The organism is Azospira oryzae (assembly GCF_004217225.1).
Lineage (GTDB): Bacteria > Pseudomonadota > Gammaproteobacteria > Burkholderiales > Rhodocyclaceae > Azospira > Azospira oryzae.
Genome location: NZ_SHKM01000001.1, coordinates 832,413 through 853,535, shown reverse-complemented (window position 1 = coordinate 853,535; position 21,123 = coordinate 832,413). Strand labels below are relative to the sequence as shown.

The window sequence follows — 21,123 nt, the reverse complement described above, 5'->3', positions numbered from 1 at the left end:
GTTCGAAAAAAATTCGGATAAGAAAAATAGGAAGCATAATAATGACGCAATAAATAGAAATGGCCACGCTTCTATGGTTTTGCTGTTTTTTTCGTTTTGGCGTAGCCGTAAGTAGTATAAATTGGATATTTTTAATATTTGGTTCAATTTTGAATCACCCTTAAATTAATACTTCTGTTCCCTTTCATCTTGCCCACCACGTGCATTTCGCACTTCACGCAGTCGAACTTCAGGGTCAGGCGCTCGCCGTTGTTCACCAGGGTCAGGGGATCGGGCTTTAAGCCCTTCACTTCCTTGGGGCACAGGTTGAAGCTGTGGCGCAGGCAGTGCTTGGTGATCATCAGGGAAACGGCGCCCTTTTCCTCGTCCGCCTCGTAGGCTGCGGCGATCAGTTCCACCCCGTGCTTGAGGTAGAACTCCCGGGCCTTGCGGTTGTACACATTGCCCAGGTAGGTCAGTTCCACTTCCGGGTAGAGGGCCGGCGGCTCCACCGGCCTGGCCCGGGGCGGGCGCTGGTAGGCTGCGGCCCGGGCCGCATCCAGGGCTGCCACCGCTTCCCGGCGCAGGGCGTTGATGGCGCCGGCGGGCAGGAACCAGGGCTGGGACAGCTGCAGCTCCACCCCGTCGGCCACATACTGGGTGTTGCCCAGCTTGGCCAGGTTCTCCCGGAGGCCGGCCAGGGCCCGTTCGCCGTTCTGGGCGGCTTCCCGGGCGTGGGCCAGGGGCACGCTGACGGCTACGCCGGCTTCGTCGGTCAGGGTCAGGGCGAAGCCGTCGCCGCTTTCGGCGAAGACCATGCTGATGCCCACCCGGCGTTCCGCCGACTTCTTTTCCAGGATGCGTTCGAATTCCTGGTCCCGGTTGCGGTGGATGGCGGTGCCCACGGCCAGGTCTTCCGGCACTTCGTTGGGCGTGCAGCGCCAGGCCGCGCCCGCCTTTTCCGCCGTATTGAGGCGCAGGCCCACCAGTTCGCCGTGACCGTCGAAATAGGAGAGGCCGTCGCCGTTGTGCAGGGCTTCCGCCGTCTCGACCTCGAACCAGCCCTTGCCCAGGCGGCTCACCTTGCCGATGGCCGGGCCGGAGAAGGCAGGGGTGTCGAAGGCGCCCACTTCGCTGTGGCCCCGGCCGTGCACAAAGTAGTCGGTGGCGCCCCGGTTGAAGGTCTTTTCCGGCTGGGGGGTGAAGAAGAAGGTACTGCGGCCGGCGGAGGAACGGGTGAATTGCGGGTGTTCCGTCATGATGCCGTCCAGCAGGGTGCGGTAGTGGGCGGTGATGTTCTTGACGTAGGAGAGGTCCTTCAGCCGGCCTTCGATCTTGAAGGAGCTGATGCCGGCCTGGGCCAGGGCCAGCAGGTTGGCGCTCTGGTCGTTGTCCTTCATGGAGAGCAGGTGCTTGTCGCTGGCGATGATCTGGCCCTGTTCGTTTTCCAGGTCGTAGGGCAGGCGGCAGGCCTGGGAGCATTCGCCCCGGTTGGCGCTGCGGCCGGTGTGGGCGTGGCTGATGTTGCACAGGCCGCTGTAGCTGACGCAGAGGGCGCCGTGCACGAAAAACTCCAGGGCGATGTCGGTCTGGGCGGCAATCTGGCGGACCTGTTCCAGGTCCAGCTCCCGGGCCAGGACGATCTGGGAGAAGCCCACGTCCTGCAGGAAGCGGGCCTTGTCCACGGAACGGATGTCGGTCTGGGTGCTGGCGTGGAGCTGGATCGGCGGCAGGTCGAGCTGCAGCAGGCCCATGTCCTGGATGATGAGGGCGTCGGCGCCGGCGTCGTGGCATTCCCAGGCGATGCGGCGGGCGGTCTCCAGTTCCTCGTCCTTGAGGATGGTGTTGAGGGCTACCAATACCCGGGCGTTGTAGCGGTGGGCGAATTCGCTGAGGCGGGCGATGTCGGCCACGCTGTTGCCCGCATTGGCCCGGGCGCCGAAGGCCGGACCGCCGATATAGACGGCGTCGGCGCCGTGGACGATGGCTTCCATGCCGAAGTCGGCATTCTTGGCGGGGGCGAGGAGTTCAAGCGGGTGGGCGAGGGGATGGGGCATGGGGGAATCTTTTATTGCCACAGAGGCACAGAGAACACAGAGTAAAAGGGGGAAAGCCGTAACGCCATGGGGTCGGGCAGGCGTTACTTGGTGCGCCGCGGGCGACAGGAGTTCAGATTATTTCAGCTGGCCGCTGGAAATGACACTGCCCGGAGAGGCAGGAGGGATGACATTCTTCGCGGTGCAGCGGTGAAGAATGGCGCCAATATTACCTCTCCGGCCAGCAGGTATTCGCTCTCTGTGCCCTCTGTGGCAAAGGTTCTTACAGGAAGCGTTCGAGAAACTTGCGGCTGGGCTTGTCCAGGGCCTGGCGGTTGCGGATCAGGTACTGCACGCCGTGGCTGTCGGAAATGAGCAGGGCCTGCTGGTTGAGGCGGCGGATGTCGTCCTCGCCCTTGAGCACCAGGCGGGCGTTGCCCCGGTCCGTTTCCACGTCCCAGGTGCTGGGGGTGGCGAAGCTGGAGACGTGCACGATGCGGGAGATGACCGGCATGAACTCCCGGTTGGCCAGTTCTTCGACCACCAGTTGCCGCGGGCCTTCCGGCAGGTCGGCCAGACGCTCGATCCACAGCAGTTCCTTGCCGTGGGCGTTGACCAGGGCCAGGCCCTCGTCCGGGGCGGTGATGCCGAAGGCGCGCACCGGCACCACGCCTTCGTGGACGTCGCCCTCTGCGCCGGTGAACACCAGCTGGCCGAAGGGATTGCGAATCAGGGTGAAATTGCAGGGCGTCATGGCGTTCATTCCTCGCTCTCACGCTCGGCCAGCTGCTCGTCGAGCTGCTTGGTCTGGGCGGTGTACAGGCGGTAGTAGGCGCCTTCCTTGGCGATCAGTTCGTCGTGCTGGCCTTCTTCCACCACCACGCCGCGATCCATGACCACCAGCCGGTCGGCCTTGCGCAGGGTGGACAGGCGGTGGGCGATGGCGATGGTGGTGCGGCCCTTGATCAGGTTGTCCAGGGCGCCCTGGATTTCCAGTTCGGTTTCCGTATCCACGGCGGAGGTGGCTTCGTCCAGGATCAGGATCTTGGGGTCGATGAGCAGGGCCCGGGCGATGGAGATGCGCTGGCGCTCGCCGCCGGAAAGGGCCTGGCCCCGTTCGCCCACCAGGGAATCGTAGCCGTGGGGCAGGCGCAGGATGAACTCGTGGGCATGGGCGGCCCGGGCGGCGGCAACGATTTCCTCCCGGCTGGCGTCCGGCTTGCCGTAGGCGATGTTCTCGGCAATGGTGCCGAAGAAGAGGAAGGGCTCCTGCAGCACCAGGCCGATGTGCTTGCGGTATTCGGACACGGGGATGTTGCGCACGTCCACGCCGTCGATGCAGATGGCCCCCTCGCCCACATCGTAGAAGCGGCAGATGAGGTTCACCAGGGTGCTCTTGCCGGAGCCGGAGTGGCCCACCAGGCCGATCATCTCGCCCGGGTTGATCTTCAGGTCCACGCCCCGCAGCACGGTGCGGTTGCCGTAGCGGAAGCCCACCCGCTCCACGGTGATGCCGCCTTCCACCTTGGTCAGGTGCTGGGGCTTGACCGGTTCCGGCACGCTGGAAACGTGGTCCAGGATGTCGAAGATGCGCTTGGCGCCGGAAGCTGCCTTCTGGGTGTGGGAGACGATGCGGCTCATGGAATCGAGGCGGGTGTAGAAGCGCCCGATGTAGGCCAGGAAGGCGGCCAGGGTGCCCACGGTCACCTGGTTCTTGGTCACCAGCCAGATGCCCAGGCCCCAGACGATGAGCAGGCCCACTTCCGTGAGCAGGGTGATGGTGGGGGAGAAGAGGGACCACAGCCGGTTCACCCGGTCATTGGCCTCCAGGTTGCGCTGGTTGGCGTCCTTGAAACGGCTGGTTTCCCGCTTTTCCTGGGCGAAGGCCTTGACCACCCGGATGCCCGGGATGGTGTCGGCCAGCACGCTGGTGACGCCGGACCAGACCCGGTCGATCTGCTCGAAGCCGTGGCGCAGCTTGTCCCGCACCACATGGATGAGCCAGACGATGAAGGGCAGGGGAATGAGGGTCACCGCCGCCAGCCAGGGATTGATGGAGACCAGGATCACCGCCGTCATGGTGATCATCAGCACGTCGGTGAAGAAGTCCAGCAGGTACAGGGAGAGGAAGACGCAGATGCGGTCCGACTCGCTGCCGATGCGGGCCATCAGGTCGCCGGTGCGCTTGCCGCCGAAGTATTCCAGGGACAGCTTGAGCAGGTGTTCGTAGGTCTGGCTGCGCAGGTCGGCGCCGAGGCGCTCCGACACCAGGGCCAGGATGTAGGTCTTGGCCCAGCCCAGGCCCCAGGCCAGCAGGGCCGAACCCAGCAGGCCGCCCAGATAGAAGTAGACCTTGCCGGTGTCCAGGGGCTGGCCGTTCTGGTAGGGGATCAGCACCTCGTCCATGAGGGGCATGGTCATGTAGGGCGCCACCAGGGTGGCGGCGGTGGAGATCAGGGTCAGGATGAAGCCGGCCAGCAGCTGGCCCCGGTAGGGCCGGGCGAAGCGCCACAGGCGGAACAGGGTCCAGGTGGAGGGCGGGGTGTACAGCTCCTTGGCGCAGCTCGGGCAGTCGTCTTGGCCTGGCACCAGGGGGGCGCCGCAGCGGGCGCAGATGGCGGCGGGCGGGGCTTCCACGGGCTGGCCGCTGACGGCGGCGTCGCGCTGCTGCTCGAAGTGGTCCAGCACCTGGCGGGCGTTGGTGTCCTTGCCCAGGGTGTGGCGCCAGCGGGCCAGCTGGCGCTGCTCGTCCACCAGCTCCAGGCTGGCCACGCCGGCATGATCCCGACGCTGCAGGTGGAGGCCGGCCCGGTAGGGAAAGGCCTGCCAGGCAGGCTCTTCGCCGCTGCGGGCGATGAGCTGGCGGTCGGTGACCAGGACCAGGCCCCGGGCAAAGCGCAGGGTCTTGTCCAGGTCCAGTTCCAGGTGGGCCAGGATGGTTTCGTCCGGCCCCAGGAGGGCGGACAACTCCGTCAGCCAGGCACCGGGAAGCTCTTCCAGAGTGGTGGTGAGGGATGCGGATTGGGAGGACAGCTTGGAAATTTCCCGTAAGGGTTCTACGTTTTGTGAAATAATTTTTGCACCCGCCGGTGAACCAAAAGAAAAGTTGCGCGTTGATTTTACCTTACAAAGGAGAGTCCCCCGGAAAAACGGGCCAGGTTGATCCCTTCTTGGGCTACATCGGAAATTGCGCGGAAGCTAAGCTAAACGCAGTTTTCCCCAAGGAGTTGACCTGAGCCTGCAGGTTCCCCGGTTCCGGCACAAGGTATGAGCCACAAGACAATCAAATTTCTGAGCATTACCCATCTCAAGGGTCCCAACGTCTGGACCTACACCCCCGTCCTCGAAGCCCTGATCGACATCGGCGATCTGGAGGACTGTCCGTCCAACACCATCCCCGGTTTCTACGAGCGCCTCTCATCCTGGCTGCCCGGCCTGGTGGAACACCGCTGCAGCTATGACGAGCGCGGCGGCTTCCTGCGCCGGGTGGAAGAGGGGACCTGGCCCGGCCACATCATGGAGCACGTCTCCCTGGAGCTGCAGGCCCTGGCCGGCATGCCCGGCGGCTTCGGCCGCGCCCGGGAAGTGCCGATCCGCGGCGTCTACAAGGTAGTGGTGACGGCCTGGCACGAGATGGTCACCCGCTACGCCCTGGAAGCGGCCCGGGACCTGGTCATGGCCGGGATCGAGGACAAGCCCTTCGACGTGGCGGCGGCGGTGAGCCACCTGCGGGAGCTGGTGGACGACTACTGCCTCGGCCCCTCCACCGGCTGTATCGTGGAAGCCGCCGAGAGCCGGCATCTGCCCTTCATCCGCCTGTCCACCGGCAACCTGGTGCAGCTGGGTTACGGTTCCCGCCAGCGCCGCATCTGGACGGCCGAGACGGACCGCACCAGCGCCATTGCCGAAAGCATTTCCCGGGACAAGGACCTGACCAAGAGCCTGCTGGCCTCCTGTGGCGTGCCGGTCCCCGAGGGCGTCACCGTCAAGTCGCCGGAAGATGCCTGGGAAGCGGCCGAGGACATCGGCCTGCCGGTGGTGGTCAAGCCCAGCGACGGCAACCATGGCCGCGGCGTGTTCACCAACCTGACCACCCGGGAAGAGATCGAGACCGCCTTCAGCGTGGCCCAGGACGAAGGCAGCGAAGTCATCGTCGAACGTTTTATTCCAGGCAACGAACATCGCCTGCTGGTGGTGGGCGGCCGCATGGTGGCCGCCTCCCGGGGCGAGACTGCCCAGGTGGTGGGGGACGGCAAATCCACCGTGCTGGAACTGATCGAGCTGCAACTGAATTCCGATCCCCGCCGCGGCAACAGCGAAGATCATCCGCTCAACCGGGTCCGCCTGGATTCCGCCGCCCGCCTGGAGGTCCGGCGTCAGGGCTTCGAGCCCGACGGCGTGCCGCCGGAAGGCAAGGTGGTGGTGATCCAGCGCAACGGCAACGTCTCCATCGACTGTACCGCCGAAGTGCATCCGGATACGGCCGAGACCGTGGCCCTGGCGGCCCGCATCGTCGGTCTGGACATCGCCGGGGTGGACCTGGTGGTGGAGGACGTGTCCAAGCCCCTGGCCGACCAGGGCGGCGCCATCGTCGAGGTCAATGCCGGTCCCGGCCTGCTGATGCACATCAAGCCCGCTGCCGGCGAGCCCCAGCCTGTGGGCAAGGCCATCGTCGAACACCTGTTCCCCAACGGCGACAGCGGCCGCATCCCCGTGGTGGGCATCAGCGGCGGCAAGGGCAAGACCACCGTGGCCCGCGTCGTCACCCGCCTGCTCGAATTGTCCGGCCACTACACCGGCCTGGCCTGCAGCACCGGTCTGTACCTGGACCGCCGCCTGGTGGAAGCCGGGGACCGGGCCCAGTGGGATACGGCCCGCCGCGTCCTGATGAACCGTTCGGTGCAGGCTGCCGTGATCGAGAACAGCGCCACTTCCATCGTCACCGAAGGCCTGGCCTACGACCGTTGCCAGGTGGGGGTGCTGACCAATTTCGAGCCCATCGAGGACCTCAGCAAGTACTACATGGACTCCCCGGAGAAGCGCTTCACCACCCTGCGTACCCAGGTGGACGTGGTGCTGCCCACCGGCGTCGCCGTGCTCAATGCCCGGGAACCCCAGCTGGTGGAGATGGCCGAGCTGTGCGACGGCGAGGTGATCTATTTCGCCGCCGATCCGAGCCTGCCGGTACTGGCCGAGCACCGCTCCAAGGGCGGTCGTGCCGTGCTGCTGCGGGAAGGTGCCGTGGTCCTGGCCAAGGGCTGGGAGGAAACCAAGCTGCTGGACCTGGCCCAGGTGCCCATGGCTGCCGGCGGCGAAGCCTTCCAGGCCGAGAACGTGCTGGCCGCCGTGGCCACGGCCCGGGCCCTGGACATTGCCCCCGAGGTGATCCGCGCCGGCCTGGAAACCTTCGTGCTGGACGCCGCACCCGCCATTTGATGATTGCCGACTGACGAGACGCCTGTCCCGGGCTTTCCCGGGCAGGCCCGACTAAACGGTCACAACAGGATTTTTTATGGAAGTCTCCCGCATCCGAGCCCTGCGCGGCCCCAACCTGTGGAGCCGCCACACCTCCATCGAAGCCATCGTTACCTGTAGCGAGGCCGAGCGCTTTTCCCCCGCCTCTTCCGCCCTGCTGGAAAGTTTCCTCGACCGGCTGCTGGAGCGCTTCCCGGAAATCGGCCTGGTCATGCCGGCCGGTGCCGCTGCCCTGCCGTCCGTGGCCCATGCCCTGCAATTTGCGGCCCTGGGCCTGCAGGCTTCCGCCGGCTGCCCGGTGACCTTCAGCCGCACTTCCGAAACCCTGGACCCCGGGGTTTACCAGGTGGTGGTGGAATACACCGAGGAGCCCGTCGGGCGCCTGGCCTTCGACCTGGCCGTGTCCCTGTGCCAGGCGGCCCTGGAGAACACGCCCTTCGACCTGGACAATGTGCTGGCCCGCCTGCGGGAACTGGACGAGGACGTGCGTCTCGGTCCTTCCACCGGTTCCATCGTCGATGCGGCCATTGCCCGCAACATCCCCTTCCGCCGTCTGACCGAGGGCAGCCTGGTGCAGTTCGGCTGGGGCAGCAAGCAGCGCCGCATCCAGGCGGCCGAAATGGATTGCACCAGCGCCATTGCCGAATCCATCGCCCAGGACAAGGAACTGACCAAGGAACTGCTGCGCGCCGCTGGCGTGCCGGTGCCCTGGGGCCGGACCGTGGCCGATGCCGACGATGCCTGGGCGGCCGCCCAGGAAATCGGCCTGCCGGTGGTGGTCAAACCCCGGGACGGTAATCAGGGCAAGGGCGTGGCGGTCAACCTGAAGAGCGAGGCGGAAGTGCGCCAAGCCTTCGATGTGGCTTCCGAGTTCCGCGACGACGTCATGGTGGAGCGCTATCTGCCCGGCCAGGACTTCCGCGTCCTGGTGGTGGGCAAGCAGCTGGTGGCGGCCGCCCGCCGCGATCCGCCCCAGGTCATCGGCGACGGCGTGCATACCATCCGCCAACTGGTGGACCAGGTGAATGCGGACCCGCGCCGGGGCGAGGGCCATGCCACCTCCCTGACCAAGATCCGTTTCGATGAAATCGCCCTGGCCACCCTGGCCCGGCAGAACTACAACGCCGACTCGGTGCCGCCCCGTGGCGCCCGGGTGCCCCTGCGCAACAACGCCAACCTGTCCACCGGCGGCTCGGCCACCGACGTCACCGACGACGTCCATCCCGAACTGGCGGCCAAGGCCGTGGCCGCGGCCCAGATGGTGGGCCTGGACATCTGCGGTGTGGACGTGGTGTGCGAGACCGTGCAGCGCCCCCTGGAAGAGCAGGGCGGCGGCATCGTTGAGGTCAATGCGGCCCCCGGCCTGCGCATGCACCTGCAGCCTTCCTTCGGCAAGGGCCGGGCGGTGGGCGAGGCGGTCATCTCCACCATGTATCCGGACGGCGACGACGGCCGCATCCCGGTGGTGGCCGTGGCCGGCACCAACGGCAAGACCACCACGGTGCGCCTGATTTCCCACCTGTTCACCTGCAATGGCCAGCGCACCGGCATGACCGGCACCGACGGTGTCTATATCCAGGGCAAGCGCATCGACACCGGCGACTGCTCCGGTCCGAAGAGCGCCCGCAACGTCCTGCTGCACCCGGATGTGGATGCGGCCGTGCTGGAAACCGCCCGGGGCGGCGTGTTGCGCGAGGGCCTGGGGTTCGATCGTTGCAACGTGGCCGTGGTCACCAATATCGGCATGGGCGACCACCTGGGCCTGGCCTACATCAATACCGTGGAAGACCTGGCGGTGGTGAAGCGGGTCATCGTCGAGAACGTGGCCAACAACGGCACCGCCGTGCTCAATGCCACCGACCCCATCGTCGCCCGCATGGCCGAGTCCTGCCCGGGCAGCGTCACCTTCTTCGCCGCCGATCCGCACCATCCGGTGATGGCCACCCAGTTCGCCCAGGGCCGTCGCGGCCTCTATGTGGAAGGCGGCGACATCGTGGCCGCCGAAGGTTCCACCGTGGTCCATCGCATTCCCCTCTCCGGCGTGCCCCTGACCCGTAACGGCAGCATCGGCTTCCAGGTGGAAAACGTCATGGCGGCCACCGGTGCCGCCTGGGCCATCGGCATCTCCTGGGAGGTGATCCGCCAGGGCCTGGCCACCTTCGTCAGCGACGCCTCCACCGCTCCCGGCCGTTTCAACCTGTTCGACTACAAGGGCGCCACCCTGATCGCCGACTACGGCCACAATCCGGATGCCATCCAGGCCCTGACCAACGCCATCGCCACCATGACGGCCAAGCGCCGTTCCGTGGTCATCAGCGGTGCCGGCGACCGCCGCGACGAGGATATCCGCCAGCAGACCCGCATCCTCGGCGGTGCCTTCGACGAGGTCATCCTGTACCAGGATGCCTGCCAACGCGGCCGCGCCGACGGTGAAGTGCTGGGCCTGTTGCGGGAAGGCCTGCAGGGCGCCAGCCGCACCCGGAACGTGGAGGAGGTGCGGGGCGAGTTCCTGGCCATCGACACGGCCCTGGCCCGGCTGAGCCCGGGCGACCTGTGCCTGATCCTGGTGGATCAGGTGGATGAAGCCCTGGAGCATATTGCCAAGCGCGTCAAAGAGGCTTGATTTTGCTACAATTCCGGGGTTTGCCTGACGGCGGGCCCCGGACGTTGTCCCCGGGCCGTTCTCTCAACCGCAATTTACAACCTGGAATCCGTGCCACCATCGCCCGCGGCGATGGCGACCCCCTGCTCAAGCTGCCATGTCCTCCGGACCATCCCGCCTGGTATTCATCGACGTCCTCAAGGCGTTTGCTTCCCAACTGATCGTTCTGCACCACCTGGCCTTCTACGGCCCCATGTCCGATGCCGCCCAGGAGCTGGTTCCCGGCCTCATCGGCTGGCTCAGCGAATATGCCCGTATCGCCGTCCAGGTGTTCCTGGTGGTGGGCGGCTTTCTCGCCATTCGCGCCCTGGCGCCCCAGGGCCAACTGCTGACGCGGCAGCCGGTCAATATGCTGGTGCGGCGTTACCTGCGCCTGGTGCCGCCGTTCCTCGCCGCCATGGCCATCGCCGTGGTCTGCGCCCATGTGGCCCGCCTGTGGATGGATCACGACTCCATCCCGGACAAGCCCGTGGCCCTGCAGGTGCTGGCCCACGCCTTCCTGCTGCACAACATCCTGGATTTCGATGCCCTCTCCGCCGGGGTCTGGTATATCGCCATCGACTTCCAGCTCTTCGCCCTGCTGGTCGGCCTGCTCTGGCTGGGGCGCTGGGGCCGGGAACGCATTCCCGCCATGGCCGGCGGTCGCAGCCGCGGCGTGCACAGCCTGGGCATGATTCTGGTGTTTTCCCTGGTGCTGGCTTCCCTGTTCCATTTCAACCGGGACGCCAGCTTGGATATCTGGGCCGTCTATTTCTTCGGCGCCTACGGCATGGGTGTGATGGCCTACTGGGCTTCCGAGCGGGGGCAGTCCCCCGTCTGGCTGGCCATCATCGCCTCGGTGGCCCTGGTGGCCCTGTTTCTGGATTTCCGCCTGCGCATCGCCGTGGCCCTGTGCGCTGCCCTGGCCCTGGGCCTGGCCCGGCGCAGCGGCTGGATGGAACGCTGGCCCCTGGGTTTGCCGGGCCAGACGGCCATCACCTTCCTCTCCCGGGTTTCCTATTCCGTTTTCCTGGTGCATTTCCCGGTCTGCCTGCTGGTCAATGGCGCTTTTGACCGCTTCGTCCCGGCGGAGCCTGCCCTGCAGCTGACGGGCATGGTCCTGGCCTGGCTGGGCAGCATCGTGGCGGGCACGGCCTTCCATTTCTATGTGGAAAGCCGCCAGTGGAACCTCTCCGGAATGCTGCAAACCCTGTGGCGGCGCACTGCCAAGGCCTGATTCCGGGCCTGGCAATTAAAGTGAAACTTTAAGTCAACCGATTAAATCTCTCCTGCGTTATTGGCCTCATGGGGCAAGAAATTGTCCCGGTCATTCAAAGGAGAGTATCAAATGGGCAGTCTGAGCAACGAATCCTTCGAAGAATTCCTGGATTCCCTGAAACGGGCCGGAATCACCATCACCCGCGAAGATGAACTGCGCGAGCGCCTGGCCGAAGCCCAAAGCTGGCGTTACGCTTTCATGACCCTGGCCAACAATGGCCGTTCCATCGGTATCCGCTTTGAAGATCAGGGCGCCAGCCAGAATCTGGATGTGGTGCGCAACGCCTTCAGCGCCTACCAGTTTCCCGAGCAGTACGAAGCCGCGTTCGAAGCCAGCCTGCGTCCCCGCCACTAAGCGGGCCGCCTAGGTAAAGGGCCACCAAAGATTCCCAAAAATACCCGTCCTTGAGGCGGGTATTTTTTTGCCGGCCATCCCGACAGGGATGGCTAGGGCGAAATCTGAATTCGGGCTTTGACCTGCTTGAGGCCGCTGATCAGGGAAAAACTCATCAGGGCCAGCATGGTCCAGGATGACCATTTGCCCAGATGCACGGTGGCCCAGGCACCCAACTGGTTGGGATAGCGCCAGACGCCGAGAAAGGTGCCCATGTTCTCTGCCAGCCAGATAAAAAAGCCCACCAGGATGAAGCCGAGCAGGAAGGGCATGGAACGTTCCCGGTCCAGGGGGGTGAAAACGATGCTGCTGCGGGCGTAAAGCCCCAGGGCGAGGGCGGCCAGATACCAGCGGTAGTCGCCGATGAAGTGGTGGGTAAACAGGTTGAGATAGAGCAGCAGGGCCAGGCCGCCGCTCATCCAGTAAGGCGGGTGGCGTTCGATTCGCAGATGGAGGATGCGCCACGCCTGCATGACATAGCTGCCGACAGCTGCGTACATGAAGCCGGAGAACAGTGGTACGCCCAACACCTTGGTCAAGGCGGGGTCCGGGTAGCTCCAGGAGGCGATGGGAGCGGATACCTTGAAGACCTCTAGGGCGAATCCTGCCAGGTGGAAGAGCAGGATGGTCCGGGCTTCATCCCAGGTTTCAATGCGCCGCCACAGCAGCCATGCCTGCAAGGCCAGGGCGATCAGCAGGAGCAGGTCGTAGCGGGCGATGCCCAGCCAGCCCCCCCGCGGCACGACGAAGAGGGCGAGAAAGAACAGTCCGGCGAAGATGCAGGCCCGGGCTTCCTTGATGCCGAACCACCAGAATTCCGCCACAAAACGCCGCCAGCCGCTCAGGGCGGGGCGTTCCTGCCGGTTTTCCAGGTGCAGGTCGAGGCGGCGCAAGGTGGCGTAAAGGGGCATGAAAGTTATCTAGATGGAAAAAGCCCGCCAAAGGCGGGCTTGGGGTCGTGCTGACAGGCGGCCATTCCGGACGGCAACGTCGCGGGGGGGCTGCCTGAGCCCTCAACGGCTGATGGGCTTGTAGCGGATGCGCTTGGGCTTGGCGCCTTCTTCGCCCAGGCGCTTCTTCTTGTCGGCTTCGTATTCCTGGTAGTTGCCGTCGAAGAAGGTCCATTGGGAATCGCCTTCGGCCGCCAGGATGTGGGTACAGATCCGGTCCAGGAACCAGCGGTCGTGGGAGATGATGAGGGCCGAGCCGGGGAATTCCAGCAGGGCGTCTTCCAGGGCCCGCAGGGTTTCCACGTCCAGGTCGTTGGAAGGTTCGTCCAGCAGCAGGACGTTGCCGCCCTCCAGCAGGGTCTTGGCCAGGTGCAGGCGGCCACGCTCGCCGCCGGAGAGGGTGCCGACCTGCTTCTGCTGGTCGCCGCCCTTGAAGTTGAAGCGGCCGATGTAGGCCCGGCTGGGCATTTCGAACTTGCCCACGGTGAGGATGTCGGCGCCGTTGGCGATTTCCTCGAAGACGGTCTTGTTGGCGGAAAGGTTTTCCCGGCTCTGGTCCACGAAGGCCATCTTCACCGTGCTGCCGATCTTCACTTCGCCGCTGTCCGGGGCTTCCTTGCCGGTGATCATGCGGAACAGGGTGGATTTACCGGCACCGTTGGGGCCGATGATGCCGACGATGGCACCGGCGGGGATCTTGAAGGACAGGTTGTCGATCAGCAGCCGGTCGCCGAAGGCCTTGGAGACGCCATTGAACTCGATGACCTCATTGCCCAGGCGCTCACCCACGGGGATGAAGATTTCCTGGGTTTCGTTGCGCTTCTGGTATTCGTAGCTGGAGAGTTCCTCGAAGCGGGCGATACGGGCCTTGGACTTGGCCTGGCGACCCTTGGGGTTCTGCCGCACCCATTCCAGTTCCTGTTTCATGGCCTTCATGCGGGCGGCTTCCTGGCGGCCTTCCTGCTCCAGTCGTTCTTCCTTCTGTTCCAGCCAGGAGGAGTAGTTGCCCTTCCAGGGAATGCCCTGGCCCCGGTCCAGTTCCAGAATCCATTCGGCGGCGTTGTCCAGGAAGTAGCGGTCGTGGGTAACGGCCACCACGGTGCCGGGGAAGCGGCAGAGGAACTGTTCCAGCCATTCCACGGACTCGGCATCCAGGTGGTTGGTGGGTTCGTCCAGCAGCAGCATGTCGGGCTTGGAGAGCAGCAGCTTGCACAGGGCGACGCGGCGCTTCTCACCGCCGGACAGATTTTTGATCACCGCATCCCAGGCCGGCAGGCGCAGGGCGTCGGCGGCGATCTCCATCTGGGCTTCGGTGTCGCTGCCGGCGGCGGCCAGGATGGCCTCGCAGCGGGCCTGTTCCTCGGCCAGCTTGTCGAAGTCCGCATCGGGTTCGGCGTAGGCGGCGTACACCTCCTCCAGGCGCTGCTTGGCGCCCATGATCTCGCCCAGGGCCGATTCCACTTCCTGGCGCACGGTCTTTTCCGGATCCAGCTGGGGTTCCTGGGGCAGGTAGCCGATGTTCAGGTTCGGTTGCCACTGCACCTCGCCGTCGTATTCCTTGTCGGCGCCGGCCATGATCTTCAGCACGGTGGACTTGCCGGAGCCGTTCAGGCCCAGCAGGCCGATCTTGGCGCCGGGGAAGAAGGAGAGGGAAATATCCTTGATGATCTGCCGCTTGGGCGGGACGATCTTGCTCACGCGGAGCATCGACATTACGTATTGGGCCATGGAGCACTCTTGATGGGTGGAATTCGGCTGGGCCGCGGGCGGGGCCGGCGGCAAAGGCGCTATTGTACCGAGCCTTGCCGCGGGCGCCACCGGGCTTTGTCGACGGAGGCTTTTAGGCAATGATGGCGGTATAGTTTTGGACTATAGTGGTGGAACGTACGAGCAAGCGCCATAAGGCGTACCAATAACAGTCCCTGGGGGTAGCGAAGATGACCTGGTTTGACAACCTGAGCCTGCGGGCCAAGCTGTACTTCAATTTCGCCATTACCGGCGGGGTGCTGATCCTGGCCCTGCTGTTCTGTCTCTATCAATTGCAGAAAGTCGGCGGGGAAACCCGGGACATCATCGGCAACTGGCTGCCATCCCTGCAGATGGTGGGCAAGATCAGCCAGGAGCGCCTGCGTTACCGGGTGCGCAGCCTGGAGTACATGCTGCCCGGCAGCGCCGAGGACAAGGCCAAAATCGAAAAAAGCCTGGCCAAGCTGGATGAAGACGTGCGTACCGTGCTCAAGGAATACGCGCCTCTGGTAACCGGCCCGGAAGAGCAGAAAATCCTCGACGAGGTGGGCAAGGCGGTCAATGCTTACAAGGCCGTGGTCGAGGAGGCGATTGTGCTGGAAAAGGCTGGCAAGGAAGAGGAGGCCCAGCAGCTGCGGCGCAAGGGCTGGGTGGAAAAGGCCAACCAGCTGCGCGACTCCACCGATGCCCTGGCCAAGTTCAACCGGGAAGGGGCCGACCGTTCCGCCGCCCAGGCCATGAGCGATGTTTCCAGCGCCATCAGCAGCGGCCTGACGGCCCTGGTGCTGGGGCTGCTGGTGGCCCTGGTGGCCTCCTTCCTGCTGGCCCGGCGGATTTCCCGGCGTCTGGAAGAAGCCCTGGCCGGCGCCCGGCGCATCGCCGCCGGCGACCTCACCGGCGCCCTGCCGGCACCGACGGCGGATGAAGTGGGGCGCCTGGTGGGCGCCATGGGCGACATGCAGACGGCCCTGCGCAGCACCATCGGCCAGACCAAGATGGGGGCGGAGGAAATCTCCAGCGCCGCCCAGCAGCTGAACCAGACGGTGAAGCAGATGGAGCAGAGCGTCACCGTGCAGAGTTCCGCCTCTTCGGCCATCGCTGCCAACATTGAGGAACTGACCGTTTCCATCAATCACGTTTCCGACAGTACCGGCGATGCCGCCCGGCTGGCCGGTGAATCCGACGAGCAGGCCCGGGAAGGACGGGAGACGGTGGAACGGCTGGTGGGGGAAATCGACCAGGTGTCCCATGTGGTGAAGGCGGCGGCCGAGCAGATCGGTGAGCTGGAAGTGGAATCGGCGAAGATTTCCAGCATCGTCAGCGTCATCAAGGACATTGCCGACCAGACCAACCTGCTGGCCCTCAACGCCGCCATCGAGGCGGCCCGGGCCGGCGAGCACGGCCGCGGCTTTGCCGTGGTGGCCGACGAAGTGCGCAAGCTGTCCGAGCGGACGGCCCATTCCACCGGGGAGATCACCCAGATGGTGGATTCCATCCAGGAATCCACCCGTCAGGTGGTGGCCGGCATCAGCGGCGGCGTCGGGGCGGTGGAGAGCAGCGTCAGCCATGCCCAGCAGGCCGGCGAGACCATCGCCAAGCTGCAGGAGATGGCGCGCCGGGTGGCGGAGATCATCGGCGATGTGGATATCGCCCTGCGGGAGCAGTCCACCGCCTCCACGGAAGTGGCGCGCAAGGTGGAGGAAATCGCCACCCACGCGGAGGAAACCAATGCGGCGGCCAACGAGACTTCCCGGGCTTCCGATACCCTGGACCGGGTGGCCGGCGAAATGCAGCGGGCGGTCAGCGGCTTCCGGGTTTGATCCTGGCGGGGCCATGCTCCGCAGCCAGCAAAAACGGCACCCCGCGGGGTGCCGTTGTCGTTGATGGCGTCCTGCCTGGGCGCCAGGGCAGGGGGGCTCAAAGTCCGCCCAGGTCCTCGATGGCGTCCACCACCATGCTGGTGCCCACGGCAATGAGCAGGATGTCGGAGGCAACCCGCACGTAACGGTAGCCGGCCGGCGGCGTGCCGAGGCGGATGGAAAGGTCCCGCGGCAGGTCGTAGATGACCACGCTGCTGGGCAGGCGGGCGCCCCGCTGCCACTGCTTGGCCTGTCCCGGCGGCAGGCAGCCGTTATGTTTCTTCGCCAGCCCGGGCGGGCAGCCCTTGCTGCGGATGCTGTTGCCGTAGTAATCCCGGATCAGGTCCCGGTCACCGCCGCCGAAGCGGATTTCCACCGAGGCGCCGTCGCGGCGCCCATCCCGGCCATCCCGGCGGCCATCATCGCCCCGGCCCCGGTCATCCCGGTCGTTACGGCCCTTGCCCGGACGTTCGTCCTGGCCGTGCTTGTCGCCGCCGCCGGCCCAGGAAGGCTTTTCGGCGAAGGCCGGGGCGGTGCCGAGCATCAGGCCTAGGCCGATGGCGGTCCACAGGGGGGCATGCTTGTATTTTGGCTGGGACATGGATCAGTCTCCTGGCTGGTGTTGTCGTGGCCCGCAGGAAGCGGGCGGGTCGAGCTTAACCCTCCGCCCGCAGCCGTTCAAGGCCCGGCGGCGGATGGGCCGCAAAGCCCGCCCGCCGCCGGGCCTGCCGGTGGCCTAGAGCAGTGCGTTTTCCTTCTTGCCCTCCTTCAGGGTGACGTTGCCGTGCAGGGTCGGAATGCCGGGTTCGGCCGGGCTGGCCTTGGCCGAGCCTGCCTGGTGTTCATCCCCCAGGGAGCGCACGTCGCCGGAAACCTGGCCGCCTTCGTCGATGAGGATGCTGCCGTAGCGGATGGTGCCGCTGACCCGGCCGCTGGCGTGGATGAACAGCTGCTTGCGGGCCACCAGCTCGCCTTCGAAGGTGCCCCGGATTTCCGCCACGTCGATGCTGACCTTGCCGGAAAAGGCGCCCTGTTCGGCGATCTGGATCAGGCGACTGTCCAGGGTGGCCTCCACCCGTCCTTCCACCACCAGGGTGTCGCAATCCTGGATTTCCGCCCCCTTCAGCTTGACGTCGGGGCCGACGATGAGACGGCTGCCGGAGGGCTGTTCCTTGTCGGCAGCCACCGGCGCCGGCGGCGGTGCACTGGCCGTGCTGGATTTCGGTGCGCTGCTGACGTTGCTGCTGTTGGTCTGGGGCGCGCTGCCGGGCCAGGGATTGCGGGGCAGGACGGTTTCCTCGCGCTTGGAGGAAAACAGGGATTGCTTGTTCAGCATGGAAGCTCCTTTTCGCAGGTTGGAGCCTTTACTTCGCAAGGCCCGTGCCTGGGGCCGGGAAAGGATGCCGCTGCCGCCCAGGGCTGGCTGGAATCCCGCGCCAGCCGGCGACTTTGGGGTGGGTGCGACGATCCCGGCAATGCTCCCGGCCTGCTTCCGGCGACCCGGATTTGTCGTGGGCTCCCGACGGCCTGGGCGGCCAATGTCCCTAAGTGCCTGTTTTTTAGGCGATGGTTGCCTGTTGGGGGAGGGCGACGTCGGGGCCGGCCCGGGTCGGGGGCGCCGGCCATGGGGCCGATCGCCCCTTTTCCCCGTTGCCTCAATGGCTTGGCCGACCGCCCGGGTAGACATCCGCCGGAGCCTGGCGTAGCATCCGCCGCCCCCTGCCGACCTCGCCGCGTTGGCCGGCAACCTTCGTCTTCGCCACCAACCGCCGTCATTCCATGTCTGCCACCGCTCCCCGCCGCGCCTGCGGCCTCGACTTCGGCACCTCCAACTCCACCGTGGGCTGCCTGCGCCCCGGCCAGCCCACGCTGCTGGCCCTGGAGGAGGGCAAGGTGACCCTGCCGTCCGTGGTCTTCTTCAATGCGGAAGACAACAGCACCAGCTTCGGCCGGGCCGGCCTGGGCGAGTATCTGGCCGGCTACGAGGGCCGCCTGATGCGCTCCCTGAAGAGCCTCCTGGGCAGCAGCCTGCTGGACGGCAAGACCGAAGTGCAAGGCCGGGCCCTGCATTTCCGCGACCTGCTGGCCCAGTTCATCGGCGAACTGAAGCGGCGGGCCGACCGCCAGGCCGGCGGCGAATTCGAGCAGGCGGTGCTGGGCCGGCCGGTGTTCTTCGTGGACGACGACAGCGACGCCGACCGCCTGGCCGAGAACACCCTGGGCGACATTGCCCGGGCCGTGGGCTTCAAGGAGGTCAGCTTCCAGTACGAGCCCATCGCCGCCGCCTACCACTACGAGACCACCCTGGCGCGAGAGGAACTGGTGCTGGTGGCCGACATCGGCGGCGGCACCTCGGACTTTTCCCTGATCCGCCTTTCCCCCGAGCGGGCGCGCCAGGCGGAGCGCCGGGACGACCTGCTGGCCAACGGCGGCGTGCACATCGGCGGCACCGATTTCGACCGCCTGCTGAGTCTGGCCGGGGTCATGCCCCTGCTGGGCTACCGCAGCCTGCTGCGCAGCGGCCGGGAAATGCCGGCCAGCATCTTCTTCAACCTGGCCACTTGGCACACCATCAACTTCGCCTACACCCGCCAGGTGCTGGCCGAACAGCAGCGCCTGGCCATGGATGCGGCGGCGCCGGAAAAGATGCAGCGCCTGCTGGGGCTGATCGGGGAACGGGCCGGCCACTGGCTGGCCAACGAGGTGGAGCAGGCCAAGATCGCCCTCTCGGATGCGGACACCTGCACCCTGTCCCTGGAGCGCCTGGAAGCCGGCCTCAGCCATGAGCTGAGTCGCAGCGAGTTCGATCAGGCCACGACAAGCCTGGTGGAACGGGTCGAAGGCACCGTCGGCGACTTGCTGCGGCAGGCGGGTGTCGGCGCCGGGCGGATCGACACGGTGTTCTTCACCGGCGGTTCCAGCGGCATTCCCCGTCTGCGCCAGCGCATCGCCGCCGTCCTGCCCCAGGCCCGGGCGGTGGAAGGGGATCTCTTCGGCAGCATCGGCGCCGGCCTGGCGGTGGAAGCGGCGCGGCGCTACGGCTGAAGCGGTAGTTGGTGGGTCGCTGAACCGGCTCAGGCCCCTGCCGGCTTGTCGGCAGCCCAGGCCAGGGCCAGGGAGCCGATGGTCTGGCCCGCATCGTCCCGGATCACGGAAAAACTCATGCTGACGTAGCGCTTCTGCCCGTCCCCTTGCAGGGCACGGGTCAGGCGGGGCTTGCCCGGATGCTGTACGGCGCCCCGGGCCATGGCCTGGTGGAAGCCGCGCCAGTGGGCGGCGCGCAGGTGCTCCGGAATGATCAGGTCCAGACTGGCGCCGATGGCCGTGGCGGCAGGAAAGCCGAAGAGGGCGGTGGCCGCCGCATTCCACAGGCGGATCACTCCTTCCTTGTCGGCCAGGATCAGGGCCGCATCCATCTGCTCGGCCAGCAGCCGGTGGATCGACGCCGGCAGATCGTCCGGGGCCGGGCCCAGCACCTGCCAGGCATACATGAGGGAAGCTTCGTTGAATTCCTGGCCGCTCTCCTCATCCCGCCACCACCGGTTGCCCTGGGCATCCTCGCCCCGGTAGCGCCAGCGGCGCTGTTCGCCGCTGCACAGTTCGATGCGGTAGAGGCTGTGCGGCAGCAGGGGCGCAGACATGGGAACTCCCTTTATTCCAGGGGAAAGACCTGTTGGTAGAGGGCGTGGCTGGCATAGGCCAGCAGGGGGAAAACCAGGGGGAAGGGAAACAGCAGCAGGATGCTGCCGATGACGCCGGCGGCCAGCAGGACGCCCCACAGCAGCGCCAGGAGGAAGTTGCCGAAGACGGCGCGGACGCTGAGAACCACGGCCTGGATCAGGTTGGCCCGGCCGTAATGCAGCAGGGGCACGGCGAAGGCGGTGACGGCGTAGATCATGAAGGCCAGCACCGCCCCCATGAGGGAGCTCCAGCGCAGGAAGGCCTGCACGTCGGTGCCGGGGCTGAGCAGGGTGGCCAGGCCCCGGGGTTCTCCGCCCACCATGAAGCCGTAGAGGGTGGCCGCGTCGGTGATCCAGATCAGGTAGAAAAAGGTGCATACGGCACCGATGGCCCACAGGCCGGTGGGGGCGCGGCGGTAGGCGGTGAGGGCCAGGGCCGCAGGGGCTGCTTCACCGCGGGCGCTGCGGTCCGCCAGTTCGAAATAGCCCACCAGCAGCAGGGGGCCGACCAGCATGAAGCCGCCGCTGGCGGCCAGGGCCAGGGGGGCGATGGTGGCCTGGCCCAGGATCAGCCAGATCAGTACGCCGACGACGGCCGGGGGCAGGGCCAGGAGCGCGCTGGGGCCCGGGTTGCGGGCGAAGGTGCGCCCGCCGCTGGCCAGGGCGGCCCCCAGATGGGCAAGTCGCAGACGTCGGGGCTGGATGGCCATGGGGGCTCCCATAGGATCAGGCGGTTAGGACGGGTCCAGGGTCAGCAGCAGGGCGCCTTCGGCCAGGACGTCGCCTTCGCAGACGAAGACTTCCCTCACCGTGCCGGCGTAAGGGCAGGGAATGTCCAGGGCCACCTTGCCGGTTTCCAGGGTCAGGATGTTGTCGTCCCGTGCCAATGTGTCACCGGCTTGGACCAGGAGTTCCAGCACGAAGACGTCGCCCTGGGCGCAGTTGCCGCAACTCTCCCAGCATTCGGGGTATTTGGGCATGCGCACTTCGATGGGACCGGACATGGCGGAAGGGTAAGGGGATGGAGGTGGAATTGTGCCCCGGCCCCGGGCATCGGCCTTTGACCGAAATGAAATGTGGGGAAA

General features: G+C 66.1%; 16 protein-coding genes. 6 read left to right on the top strand and 10 right to left on the bottom strand.

The window, feature by feature from the left end; all coding sequences use genetic code 11:
- Nucleotides 1-143: 143 nt before the first annotated feature.
- The 3 genes from EV678_RS03975 to EV678_RS03965 all read right to left on the bottom strand — a co-directional run bounded on the left by EV678_RS03975 (nt 144) and on the right by EV678_RS03965 (nt 5,048).
- A complete protein-coding gene (locus EV678_RS03975; protein ID WP_130458586.1) occupies nt 144-2,036 on the bottom strand; it encodes a peptidase U32 family protein in 1,893 nt (630 codons plus the stop codon).
- Nucleotides 2,037-2,298: 262 nt separating this feature from the next.
- Nucleotides 2,299-2,769 carry a cyanophycin metabolism-associated DUF1854 family protein gene (locus EV678_RS03970; RefSeq protein WP_014237781.1) on the bottom strand — a complete coding sequence of 157 codons (471 nt, stop codon included), beginning with the start codon at nt 2,767-2,769 and terminating at the stop codon, nt 2,299-2,301.
- A gap of 5 nt (nt 2,770-2,774) precedes the next feature.
- Nucleotides 2,775-5,048, bottom strand: a complete 2,274-nt coding sequence (locus EV678_RS03965; protein ID WP_130458585.1) for a cyanophycin metabolism-associated ABC transporter — start codon at nt 5,046-5,048, stop codon at nt 2,775-2,777.
- Between the two features lie 234 nt (nt 5,049-5,282).
- Between EV678_RS03965 and EV678_RS03960 the strand changes: the two genes are divergently transcribed.
- The 4 genes from EV678_RS03960 to EV678_RS03945 all read left to right on the top strand — a co-directional run bounded on the left by EV678_RS03960 (nt 5,283) and on the right by EV678_RS03945 (nt 11,764).
- On the top strand, nt 5,283-7,451 hold the full coding sequence (locus EV678_RS03960) for a cyanophycin synthetase (protein ID WP_130458584.1): 2,169 nt from the start codon (nt 5,283-5,285) through the stop codon (nt 7,449-7,451).
- A gap of 76 nt (nt 7,452-7,527) precedes the next feature.
- A complete protein-coding gene (gene cphA / locus EV678_RS03955) occupies nt 7,528-10,113 on the top strand; it encodes a cyanophycin synthetase (RefSeq protein WP_014237778.1) in 2,586 nt (861 codons plus the stop codon).
- Between the two features lie 136 nt (nt 10,114-10,249).
- Complete coding sequence (locus EV678_RS03950; protein ID WP_130458583.1) at nt 10,250-11,368, top strand: acyltransferase family protein; 1,119 nt, start codon at nt 10,250-10,252, stop codon at nt 11,366-11,368.
- Nucleotides 11,369-11,479: 111 nt separating this feature from the next.
- Nucleotides 11,480-11,764 carry a hypothetical protein gene (locus tag EV678_RS03945; protein WP_014237776.1) on the top strand — a complete coding sequence of 95 codons (285 nt, stop codon included), beginning with the start codon at nt 11,480-11,482 and terminating at the stop codon, nt 11,762-11,764.
- Nucleotides 11,765-11,856: 92 nt separating this feature from the next.
- On the opposite strand, the gene EV678_RS03940 is transcribed toward EV678_RS03945, so the two are convergent.
- Together EV678_RS03940 and ettA are read right to left on the bottom strand one after the other, a co-directional pair.
- Nucleotides 11,857-12,714, bottom strand: a complete 858-nt coding sequence (locus EV678_RS03940) for a DUF817 domain-containing protein (RefSeq protein WP_207222161.1) — start codon at nt 12,712-12,714, stop codon at nt 11,857-11,859.
- 102 nt (nt 12,715-12,816) lie between these two features.
- Nucleotides 12,817-14,481, bottom strand: a complete 1,665-nt coding sequence (ettA, locus tag EV678_RS03935; protein ID WP_130458582.1) for an energy-dependent translational throttle protein EttA — start codon at nt 14,479-14,481, stop codon at nt 12,817-12,819.
- Between the two features lie 209 nt (nt 14,482-14,690).
- On the opposite strand from ettA, the gene EV678_RS03930 reads away from it, so the two are divergent.
- Nucleotides 14,691-16,319, top strand: coding sequence for a methyl-accepting chemotaxis protein (locus tag EV678_RS03930; RefSeq protein WP_130458581.1), 1,629 nt, complete (start codon nt 14,691-14,693; stop codon nt 16,317-16,319).
- Between the two features lie 97 nt (nt 16,320-16,416).
- Here EV678_RS03930 and EV678_RS03925 read toward each other — a convergent pair whose 3' ends face one another.
- Complete coding sequence (locus EV678_RS03925; RefSeq protein ID WP_130458580.1) at nt 16,417-16,959, bottom strand: hypothetical protein; 543 nt, start codon at nt 16,957-16,959, stop codon at nt 16,417-16,419.
- Between the two features lie 135 nt (nt 16,960-17,094).
- Nucleotides 17,095-17,694 carry a bactofilin family protein gene (locus tag EV678_RS03920; RefSeq protein WP_130458579.1) on the bottom strand — a complete coding sequence of 200 codons (600 nt, stop codon included), beginning with the start codon at nt 17,692-17,694 and terminating at the stop codon, nt 17,095-17,097.
- 443 nt (nt 17,695-18,137) lie between these two features.
- On the opposite strand from EV678_RS03920, the gene EV678_RS03915 reads away from it, so the two are divergent.
- Nucleotides 18,138-19,403: an Hsp70 family protein gene (locus EV678_RS03915; protein WP_130458578.1), complete on the top strand. Its 1,266-nt coding sequence runs from the start codon at nt 18,138-18,140 to the stop codon at nt 19,401-19,403.
- A gap of 29 nt (nt 19,404-19,432) precedes the next feature.
- On the opposite strand, the gene EV678_RS03910 is transcribed toward EV678_RS03915, so the two are convergent.
- From EV678_RS03910 to EV678_RS03900, 3 genes are read right to left on the bottom strand one after another with little or no spacing between them, the layout of a single operon-like run.
- Nucleotides 19,433-19,999, bottom strand: coding sequence for a PAS domain-containing protein (locus tag EV678_RS03910; RefSeq protein ID WP_207222159.1), 567 nt, complete (start codon nt 19,997-19,999; stop codon nt 19,433-19,435).
- An 11-nt stretch (nt 20,000-20,010) separates the two neighbouring features.
- Nucleotides 20,011-20,748 (bottom strand): DUF2189 domain-containing protein, encoded by a 738-nt coding sequence (locus tag EV678_RS03905; RefSeq protein ID WP_165397443.1) that lies wholly within the window; start codon nt 20,746-20,748, stop codon nt 20,011-20,013.
- 24 nt (nt 20,749-20,772) lie between these two features.
- A complete protein-coding gene (locus EV678_RS03900; RefSeq protein ID WP_130458576.1) occupies nt 20,773-21,042 on the bottom strand; it encodes a biotin/lipoyl-containing protein in 270 nt (89 codons plus the stop codon).
- Nucleotides 21,043-21,123 lie beyond the last annotated feature (81 nt).

Bases quoted from the DNA above. Each gene is read 5' to 3' on its own strand.
- EV678_RS03905 (WP_165397443.1), bottom strand. From the start codon at position 20,748: ATGGCCATCCAGCCCCGACGTCTGCGACTTGCCCATCTGGGGGCCGCC.
- EV678_RS03930 (WP_130458581.1), top strand. From the start codon at position 14,691: ATGACCTGGTTTGACAACCTGAGCCTGCGGGCCAAGCTGTACTTCAAT.
- EV678_RS03900 (WP_130458576.1), bottom strand. From the start codon at position 21,042: ATGTCCGGTCCCATCGAAGTGCGCATGCCCAAATACCCCGAATGCTGG.
- EV678_RS03910 (WP_207222159.1), bottom strand. From the start codon at position 19,999: ATGTCTGCGCCCCTGCTGCCGCACAGCCTCTACCGCATCGAACTGTGC.
- EV678_RS03970 (WP_014237781.1), bottom strand. From the start codon at position 2,769: ATGACGCCCTGCAATTTCACCCTGATTCGCAATCCCTTCGGCCAGCTG.
- EV678_RS03925 (WP_130458580.1), bottom strand. From the start codon at position 16,959: ATGTCCCAGCCAAAATACAAGCATGCCCCCCTGTGGACCGCCATCGGC.
- ettA (WP_130458582.1), bottom strand. From the start codon at position 14,481: ATGGCCCAATACGTAATGTCGATGCTCCGCGTGAGCAAGATCGTCCCG.
- EV678_RS03950 (WP_130458583.1), top strand. From the start codon at position 10,250: ATGTCCTCCGGACCATCCCGCCTGGTATTCATCGACGTCCTCAAGGCG.
- cphA (WP_014237778.1), top strand. From the start codon at position 7,528: ATGGAAGTCTCCCGCATCCGAGCCCTGCGCGGCCCCAACCTGTGGAGC.
- EV678_RS03915 (WP_130458578.1), top strand. From the start codon at position 18,138: ATGTCTGCCACCGCTCCCCGCCGCGCCTGCGGCCTCGACTTCGGCACC.
- EV678_RS03960 (WP_130458584.1), top strand. From the start codon at position 5,283: ATGAGCCACAAGACAATCAAATTTCTGAGCATTACCCATCTCAAGGGT.
- EV678_RS03920 (WP_130458579.1), bottom strand. From the start codon at position 17,694: ATGCTGAACAAGCAATCCCTGTTTTCCTCCAAGCGCGAGGAAACCGTC.
- EV678_RS03945 (WP_014237776.1), top strand. From the start codon at position 11,480: ATGGGCAGTCTGAGCAACGAATCCTTCGAAGAATTCCTGGATTCCCTG.
- EV678_RS03975 (WP_130458586.1), bottom strand. From the start codon at position 2,036: ATGCCCCATCCCCTCGCCCACCCGCTTGAACTCCTCGCCCCCGCCAAG.
- EV678_RS03940 (WP_207222161.1), bottom strand. From the start codon at position 12,714: ATGCCCCTTTACGCCACCTTGCGCCGCCTCGACCTGCACCTGGAAAAC.